Origin of the sequence: Streptomyces sp. C, assembly GCF_000158895.1 — a bacterium.
GTDB lineage: Bacteria > Actinomycetota > Actinomycetes > Streptomycetales > Streptomycetaceae > Streptomyces > Streptomyces racemochromogenes.
In genome coordinates this window covers 2,352,795-2,361,457 of sequence record NZ_GG657750.1, presented here as the reverse complement: position 1 = coordinate 2,361,457, position 8,663 = coordinate 2,352,795, and the positions used below count along the sequence as shown (strand labels likewise).

At 73.3% G+C, this 8,663-nt stretch carries 5 protein-coding genes and 2 pseudogenes; 2 read left to right on the top strand and 5 right to left on the bottom strand.

Going from position 1 to position 8,663, the window contains the following annotated elements:
- Nucleotides 1-505 (top strand): annotated as a pseudogene (locus SSNG_RS10440) (alpha/beta hydrolase); the annotation flags it as partial.
- Here SSNG_RS10440 and SSNG_RS10435 read toward each other — a convergent pair.
- Together SSNG_RS10435 and SSNG_RS10430 are read right to left on the bottom strand one after the other, a co-directional pair.
- Nucleotides 502-1,189, bottom strand: a pseudogene (locus tag SSNG_RS10435) (DUF305 domain-containing protein). The pseudogenes SSNG_RS10440 and SSNG_RS10435 sit on opposite strands and share 4 nt — an antisense overlap.
- Nucleotides 1,162-1,812: a DUF3105 domain-containing protein gene (locus SSNG_RS10430; RefSeq protein ID WP_007263786.1), complete on the bottom strand. Its 651-nt coding sequence runs from the start codon at nt 1,810-1,812 to the stop codon at nt 1,162-1,164. The pseudogene SSNG_RS10435 and the gene SSNG_RS10430 overlap by 28 nt, the downstream one beginning before the upstream one ends.
- Before the next feature lie 640 nt (nt 1,813-2,452).
- On the opposite strand from SSNG_RS10430, the gene SSNG_RS10425 reads away from it, so the two are divergent.
- Nucleotides 2,453-3,814 (top strand): glutamine synthetase family protein, encoded by a 1,362-nt coding sequence (locus SSNG_RS10425; protein ID WP_007263785.1) that lies wholly within the window; start codon nt 2,453-2,455, stop codon nt 3,812-3,814.
- A 66-nt stretch (nt 3,815-3,880) separates the two neighbouring features.
- Here the strand turns inward: SSNG_RS10425 and SSNG_RS10420 are convergent, their stop codons facing one another.
- The 3 genes from SSNG_RS10420 to SSNG_RS10410 form a co-directional block, all read right to left on the bottom strand.
- Nucleotides 3,881-4,564 carry a hypothetical protein gene (locus tag SSNG_RS10420; RefSeq protein WP_042800841.1) on the bottom strand — a complete coding sequence of 228 codons (684 nt, stop codon included), beginning with the start codon at nt 4,562-4,564 and terminating at the stop codon, nt 3,881-3,883.
- 63 nt (nt 4,565-4,627) lie between these two features.
- On the bottom strand, nt 4,628-6,706 hold the full coding sequence (locus tag SSNG_RS10415; protein WP_042803252.1) for a PIG-L family deacetylase: 2,079 nt from the start codon (nt 6,704-6,706) through the stop codon (nt 4,628-4,630).
- Between the two features lie 218 nt (nt 6,707-6,924).
- On the bottom strand, nt 6,925-8,663 hold a 1,739-nt coding region (locus SSNG_RS10410), incomplete at its 5' end, for a hypothetical protein (protein WP_007263782.1).

Sequence of the window (8,663 nt, the reverse complement as noted above, 5' to 3'; positions counted from 1 at the left end):
CGCCGCCCTGGTGCTGGTCGACTCCAGCGTCGAGGAGGCCCCCCGCACGCTGCTCCCCGCCGCGCTGCGCACCGGCGCCGCCCGCACCCTCGGCCGGGCCGTCACCGCCGCCGGGCTCCCCGCCGCGCTGGGGCCCGCGCTGCGGGGCGCGGCCGTACGGGCCTCCCGGGCCGGCCGGGCCGGGGACCCGGCCGCGCGGGACCTCGTACGCCGCTGCTACCGCACGGGCCGGGTCTGGCGCGGGGCCCTCCTGGAGAACTCCCGCTACCCGGACACCGCCGCCGAGCTGCTCGCCCTGCGCGCGGAGCACCCGCTGAAGGCCCCCGCCACCGTCCTGGCCGGCCACGACGGCCCGCCCGGCGGCCCCGCCCCGCGCTGGCTCGGCCGCCAGGCGGCCCTGGCCGACGCGCTCGGCGCCCGCTTCGAGGTCGCCGCACCGGCCGGGCACCTGGTCATGCTCGACCGCCCGCACCAGGTGGCCCGGGCGGTCCTGCGGGCCGCCTAACGCGGCGCGGCCCCGCGCCGGCGGAGCATGTCCTCCATCAGCTTCAGCTCCGACTGCTGCGCCTCGACCATGCCCTGCGCCAGCGCCTTCTCCGCCGGGGTGCCGCACTGGCGGGCACAGCCCTCGGCCATCGCGACGCCGCCCTTGTGGTGGTCGGTCATCAGCTGGAGGTACAGCACCTCCGCGTCCCGGCCGTTCGCCGCGCCGAGCCGCTCCAGCTCCTCCTTGGTGGCCATGCCCGGCATCAGCGCCCCGGGCTTGGCGGCGTCGTGCCCCGCGTGCCCGCCGTGCCCCTCGCCGGCCTGCATCCAGGACATCGGCGGCTCGTCGGCGACCACCTTCGGCAGCCCCCACAGGTCCAGCCAGCCCAGCAGCATGCCGCGCTGGTTGGCCTGGGTGTTCGCGATGTCGTACGCGAGCCCGCGCACGGGCTCGTCCTGGGTGCGGTCGCGGACGATGAAGGACATCTCCACCGCCTGCTGGTGGTGCACCGCCATGTCCCGGGCGAAGCCGGCGTCCGGCGAGTACAGGGCGGGCGCGGCCGGCGCGGCGCGGTCGCCGCGGCCGTCCGGGCCGTTCGCGGTGGCGACCGTGGCCCCCACCGCGAACAGCACGGGCCAGCACGACCGCCGCGCCCGCCGCCCAGTACGTACGGGTCACTTGTCGCCCAGCCCGTTGGTGCAGGCCGCGCCCGGCTCCGGGGTCTGCGGGCCCTGCACGTACTTGGTGAAGAACTGCGCCACGCGGGGGTCGTCCGCCTTGTCCACCGTCAACTGCTTGCCCCAGGCGCTCAGCATGATCGCCCCGGCCTGCTCCTTGACGGGGCTCAGCAGCGTGTAGGGGGTCTTGCCGACCTTCGCCGCGAGCTTGTCGACCTCGGCCTTGTCGGCCTTCTCGTTGTACGTCACCCAGACCGCGCCGTGCTCCAGCGAGTGCACGGCGTTCACCTCGGGGACCGCGTTCTTGTAGACGTCGCCGTTGCAGTTCATCCAGCGCGGGTGGTGGTCACCGCCGACGGGCGGGTTCATCTCGTACTTGACCGGGGTCTCGACGTGGTTGCGGCCGAGCTTCTTCGCGTCCCAGGTCTGCTCGCCCGAGACGGGGGCCTTGCGGGCCGCCTCCTCGTCCTTCTCCTTCTGCTTCTGGTCGATCAGCACCCAGGCCCCGAAACCGACGAGTCCGGCGACGATCGCCGTGGAGATGCCGATCGCGAGGAACTTGTTGCGCCGCTCGCGCGACTGCTCGGCGCGGCGCATCTCGGCTATGCGCTGCTGGCGGGAGTTCTGCTGTGACGTCCTGCTGGCCATGTGCCCTTGATTCCTTCTGCTGAGGGGGGTGTGGGGGTGGTGCCGTGATGCCGTGAGGTGCGCCGGAGCGCTCAGGGTCCGCAGCACTTGCAGGACGTGCAGGCCGGGGGCGCGCGCGAGGGTGCCGGGCGGCCGCACCGGCCCCGCGGCCGCGCCCGGGCGCGCGGCGGGTACCGGTCCGCCCCCGGGCAGGGCCGCGGCGGGCGGCGGGGCGGGCAGCACGGCGGGGGTCATATGGGAGAGGGGGGAGCAGCCCGGGAGGTCGTACGGGGACACGCAGGTGGCGTGCGCTCCGTGTCCGGCGTGCGCTCCGTGTCCGGCGTGCACCCGTCCGGGTTCCGCCGCCGGCCGTACGCACAGGAAGGCCATGCCCGCCGCCACCCCGGCCGCGACCAGCAGCACGAGGACGGCACGCCGGAAGGGGCGCCCGTGGCGTCCGCTCCGCGTGTGCTCCCAGCCCCCCATGGGCGCTGATGGTAATGCTCATGACGGGCCCTGGGTCAGAGCGGGGGTGCCATCGGCCTCCAGGGGTGCGTAATGTGGCGGAAACCACCACTGGCGATACTGGACGGGCCCGGCTGCGCCCCCCGTCCCTTTGGGGTGGTGGTGCACAGATCGTCTGAACTGCGAGGATGAAGGCATGGACAAGCAGCAGGAATTCGTCCTCCGGACGCTCGAGGAGCGCGACATCCGCTTCGTGCGCCTGTGGTTCACCGATGTGCTGGGCTTCCTGAAGTCCGTCGCGGTCGCCCCCGCCGAGCTGGAACAGGCCTTCGACGAGGGCATCGGCTTCGACGGCTCCGCGATCGAGGGCTTCGCCCGGGTCTACGAGTCCGACATGATCGCCAAGCCGGACCCGGGGACCTTCCAGATACTGCCGTGGCGCGCCGAGGCACCGGGGACGGCCCGGATGTTCTGCGACATCCTGATGCCGGACGGCTCCCCGTCCTTCGCGGACCCGCGCTACGTCCTCAAGCGCATCCTGGCCAAGACCTCCGACCTGGGCTTCACCTTCTACACCCACCCGGAGATCGAGTTCTTCCTGCTGAAGGACAAGCCCCTGGACGGCACCCGCCCCGTCCCCGCCGACAACTCCGGCTACTTCGACCACACTCCGCAGAACGTGGGCATGGACTTCCGCCGCCAGGCGATCACCATGCTCGAATCCATGGGCATCTCCGTGGAGTTCAGCCACCACGAGGGCGCCCCGGGCCAGCAGGAGATCGACCTCCGCTACGCCGACGCCCTCTCGACGGCCGACAACATCATGACGTTCCGCCTGGTCATGAAGCAGGTCGCCCTCGAACAGGGCGTCCAGGCCACCTTCATGCCGAAGCCCTTCTCCGAGTACCCGGGCTCCGGCATGCACACCCACCTGTCCCTCTTCGAGGGCGACCGCAACGCCTTCTACGAGTCGGGCGCCGAGTACCAGCTCTCGAAGGTCGGCCGCTCCTTCATCGCGGGCCTGCTGCGCCACGCCGCGGAGACGGCGGCGGTCACCAACCAGTGGGTCAACTCCTACAAGCGCATCTGGGGCGGCTCCTCCCGCACCGCCGGCTCCGGCGGCGAGGCCCCCTCGTACATCTGCTGGGGCCACAACAACCGCTCGGCCCTGATCCGCGTCCCGATGTACAAGCCGGGCAAGACCGGTTCCTCCCGGGTGGAGGTCCGCTCGATCGACTCGGGCGCCAACCCGTACCTCACCTACGCCGTCCTCCTGGCGGCGGGCCTCAAGGGCATCGAGGAGGGCTACGAGCTCCCGGCGGGCGCCGACGACGACGTCTGGGCCCTCTCCGACGCCGAACGCCGCGCGATGGGCATCGAGCCCCTCCCGCAGAACCTGGGCGAGGCCATCTCCCTGATGGAGCGCAGCGAACTGGTCGCCGAAACCCTCGGCGAGCACGTCTTCGACTTCTTCCTCCGCAACAAGAAGCAGGAGTGGGAGGAGTACCGGAGCGAGGTCACCGCCTTCGAACTCCGCAAGAACCTCCCGGTGCTGTAGGCGCCGGCTGAGCCGCTGCTCCGGGCCCCCGGTCGGTGACCGGGGGCCCGGTGGTCTTCCGGTCCTTCAGGGCTTGGCGCAGGTCAGTGTCACCTGATCGCTGCGGGCCGACAGGCTGCCCACGTGCAGGGTGACGAAGACGCTCGGCGAGACGCCGTTCACCGACGGCGGGAAATCGATGACCTTGAGCAGGGAGACGCTTTCGACGCCGGGACCGAAAGTGGCCGTGCCCGAGCCGAAGGGTTCGCTGCTGGAGGCGTAGGTCCAGTAGTAGGACACCTTGCCGTTGCCCGATCCGGTGATCTTGCCGTCGAACTCGGCCCTGCTCGGCTTGGTGCAGTCGATGGCCGTGCCCGGCTTGGTGAGGGTGATGACCTCGACCTTGGTGACCTGCACCTTGCCCTGCTTGCCGCCGTCGGGCTTCTGCCGGGGCGGCGTCAGGCAGCCGATGCGGTGGCCCTTGGAGCTGACGCTGTACTTGCCGTAGCGGGCGCCCTGCTTGTCGAGGGTGCCCTCGTCGCCGACCCGGGTGCGCTGACTGCCCTGCGGGCCGTTGATCGTGACGGACTGGTTGGGCTCGAAGCCCTCCAGGACCAGGGTGTACGGGCCGCTCCCGCCCTGCCCGGTCGCGACCAGTTCGCACGAGGCGGCCGGCAGCGGGGCCGCGGACGCCGGGGAGGCGAGGGCGGCGGCGGCCGGGGAGAGGAGGAGCGGGACGGCGAGGAGCGTGAGGTGGCGGTGCCGGATCATCGTGCTGCCCTCCGGGACGGGAAAGCGGAAAGCCCCCGATGCTCCTCCCAGGATATCGGCGGGTCAGGTGGGCGGCAGGAGGACCGCCGGGTGCCAGGTGGGGGCGGGGGTGGTGGGGCGGCCGGTGGTGGTGTGGAGCTGGGCGTCCAGGCCCAGGACCGCTGTCGTCGTGGTGCCGGACGGGTCGAGGACGGCCGAGGGGGCGCCCGCGTACAGCATCCGGGACTCCGTCCAGGCGGGCGGCCCGCCCAGGGTGGTCGCGGCGACGGTGCCGGAGTCCGCGCGGCCCGTCACCGAGCGGCCCGCGACGCCGACCGCGCCGTAGCCGGCCCGGCCGCCGGACTCCGAGACGCTGGAGACCTGCGGGGCGCCCGGGCCCGCGGTGACCAGGGCGCTGCGCACCACCCCGGAGTCGGGGCGGCGGAAGTAGAGCCGGACGCCCGCGCCGTCCCGGGCCGCCGAGAGGGGGACCGTGGTGGCGGGGAGTCCGGTCGGGTACGGCCCGGCCAGCGGGGCGCCGGGGGCGGGCTGCGTCCAGGCCAGGGCGGACTTGGTGGTGGTGGCGTACACGTGGCGCCGGCCGGCGGAGTCGACGACGGCTATCGGGTCGCTCTGGAGGTCCTCGCCGCCCAGCTGCTGCCAGTCCGTGAAGGCCCCCGACGGCTGCTGCACACGGGCGCGCAGGGTGCGGCGGGTGTCGCGGAGGTAGACCGTGAGCCGGCCCTCGGCGTCGACGGCGGCGGCGGGGGCGCTGACGGCCGAGGTGCCCGGCTCGTCGCCCGGCTCCGGGGTGCCGAGCGACTGCCACGCCCCGAACGGGCCGTCGGGCGCGGCCTGGGCGGCGTACACCACCTCGCGCCGGTAGTCGGCCGGCCGGGGTCCGAGGGTGGTCCGGGTGGCGAGGACCGTGACGCGGCCGTCGGGGAGCCGGACGGCGGTGGCGCCGGGGTCGATGCCGGTGCCGGGGAGCAGGGCGGGGCCGGTCCAGGTCCCGGCCCGGTCACGGTTCCAGACGGCCATCCGCCCGTCCAGCACGGCGAAGGCCCAGAGCCGGCCGGGGGTGCCCTCGGTGAGCCAGGAGGAGGTGTCGGCGCGGGCGTAGCGCAGCGACTGGGCCCAGTTGCGGCCGGTGGGGCTGCCCGCCACCTTGCGGTCGCCGCAGCCGGAGGGGGAACCGCCGCAGTAGTCGGCCCGGTCCTGCCAGGCGTACGTCTTCAGGAAGCCGGTCTTCGTCTCGGCGGTCTGCGGGTCGAGCGCGTGGGGGAGGGTGCCGTTGTGGTACCCGAGGTAGTTCTGGACCGAGAACCGCGGCCGGTCCGCGACCTGCTCGGCGTACAGGGCCGTGGCGGCCTGCACGAAGCGGGCGCCGTACATGTGGTCCTGGTGGTCGGTGTACTTGCCGGTGTCCGCGTACCGTCCCGGCGTCGGGTCCTGCATCCGTATCGTCGTCGGCCGGTACCGCTCCAGGATCCCGGCTATCGACCGGACCACCTGGTCCTTGGTGTACGAGAACTGCTGCTTGACCGGGGTGCCGGTGGTGAGCTGCGCCTCCAGCGCCGGTATCCGCCCGTTCCACAGGCCGCGCAGGCTGTCCGGGTTGTCCGCGGCCGGGTTGCGTGCCTCGCGCAGCTGGAACCAGACCAGGTTGACCTGCGGGCGGGCGACGAGGACGTCGAGCTCGGCCTGTCCGCCGCCGGCGGTGGGTATGACCGTGCGCTTCCACGCGCTGGTGCGGTCGCCGGTGGCCATCTCCGCGTAGGCGGAGCGTATGCCGTTCTGCCGGGCCTCCGCGTACTGGGCGCGGTCGGCGGGCTGTTCCGGGTCCTTGGCCTCGCCGCCGCGCGCCTCGTTGCGGCCGTCGGCCTCGCCGGAGGTGAGGTAGGCGGTGGTGACGGGGATCCCGGCCAGCAGGGAGCGGCTGAGGTCGGGGTTCATGAAGAACAGGTCGTCGTCGGGGTGCGCGACGATCTGCACGACCGTGCCGGAGGTGGTGCTGGCGGGCAGGGCGGCGGCCGGGCCCTTCCCGTCGGCGGTCTCGGCCGAGGTCTGCTGGCCGGAGGCGATGGAGAGGACACCGGAGGCGCCCACGGTCAGCATGGGCAGCACGGCCGCGAGGAGGAAGCGGCGGCGGGAAAGGGGCATGGTCACGGCCTCTTGAGGTCGCTTCGGGCAGGAAGAACCGCTGTGCAGTCAGTGAGAGGCCAAATCGGGGGAGTTGGTTCACCGATTTCGCCGATGACGCACACTTTTCCGAAAACGACCGGATGTGATTGTGCCCTGTCGGTGCCGGGTCGGTGCCGAACCGCCCGGATCGTGGACGCGGTTGTGAGTCGGTGGCCGGCTACGGGGCCGGTGGCCGGCTACGGGCCGGTGTTGCGCGGGCCCACCGGCTGCCACGGCGCGAGGTACGCGTTCGCGTCGTCCGCCGAGGAGGTGACGTACAGCCTCGCGTCGAGGCCGACCACGGCCAGGCTGACCAGGTTCTTCCCCGTCATCGTGCTGGACGGGGCCCCCACGAACATCAGCGGCGAGCGCTGCCACGCCTCGCCCGGGCCGACGTCCGAGCCCAGCTGCCCGCCCGCCGAGCGGCCCGCCAGCACGTGCCCGCTCGCCGTTACCGGGCCGTAGCCCTGGAGTCCGCCCAGGTCGGTGAGGGCGTCCGCCTTGAGGCCGCCGTCGGCCGTCACCAGCGCGGAGCGCACGTTGCCCGAGCCCGGCTTGCGGAACAGCAGCCGTACGCCGCCCTCGCGCCCCTGCGCCGTCAGCGGGAGCGTGGTGTCCGGCAGCCCGGTGGGGGTGGCCGGGCCCAGCGGGGCGCCGGGCTCCGGCTGCGCCCAGGCCGTCACCGTCTTCGTGGTGGCGGCGAAGACCATCCGCCGCCCGGCGCCGTCGGTCGCGGTGGCCGGGGTGCCGTGCAGGTCGGAGCCGCCGAGGGAGTCCCACGGGCCCCACTCCCCGTCGGGGCGCTGGACGCGGCCGCGCAGGGTGGAGGCGCCGTCGCGGACGTACACGGCGAGCGCCCCGGTGCCGTCGACGGAGACGGCGGGCGCGCTGATGTCGGAGGTCCAGGTGTCGTCGGCGCCCTCCGGCGTCCCGAGCGACTGCCAGGGGCCGAACTCCCCGGAGCCGGGGGCCTGCTGGACCGCGTACACGACCTCGCGGAGGTAGTCGGCCGGCTTGTCGCCGAAGGAGGTGCGGGTGCCGAAGGCGGCGATCCGGCCGTCCTTGAGGGTGACGGTGGATATGCCCTGGTCCATCCCGGTTCCGGGGAGCAGGCGGGGGCCGGTCCAGCTGCCGATCAGGCCGGTGCGGTGCCAGACGGCGACCTGCCCGTCGAGCACCTTGAAGGCCCACAGGCCGTGTTCGGCGTCGGAGGCCAGCCAGGAGGTGCTGGTGCCGCGGGCGTAGTTGATGGACTGCGTCCAGCGGTTGCCGGAGGGGTGGTCGGCGACCTTGAGGTCGCCGCAGCCGGCCTCGCTGCCGCAGTGGTTCTCCTTGTCGAGCCAGGCGTAGGTGTCCAGGATGTCCAGCTTCTCCTTGGCTTCGCCGGGGTCGAGGGCGCTGGGGAGCGAGCCGTTGAAGTAGCCGATGTAGTTCTGCACGGCGAAGTGCGGGCGGTCCTTGACCTCCTGCGCGTAGGCGGCGGTGGCCATCTGCGCGAACCGGGCGCCGTAGAAGTGGTCCTGGTGGTCGGTGTACCGCTTGCTGTCCTGGAACCGGCCGGGGGTCGGGTCCTGGGCGCGGATGGTGGTGGGCCGGTAGCGCTCCAGGATGCCCTCGATGGTCCGGACGACCTGGTCCTTGGTGTACGTGAACCCGTGCCGGACGGGGGAGCCGGAGGCGAGCACCGACTCCAGGTGCGGGACGCGGCCGTCCCACAGGCCGTGGAGGCTGTCGGGGACGTCCGCGTAGACGTTGCCGGCCTCGCGGAGCTGGAGCCAGACGAGGTTGATCTCGGGCTTCGCGACGAGGACGTCCACCTCGGCCTGGCCGCCGCCCTTGGTCGGGATCACGGTGCGCTTCCAGGCGCTGCTGCGGTCGCCGGTGGCCATCTTGGCGTAGGCGGCGCGGATGCCGTTCTGGCGGGCCTCGGCGTAGG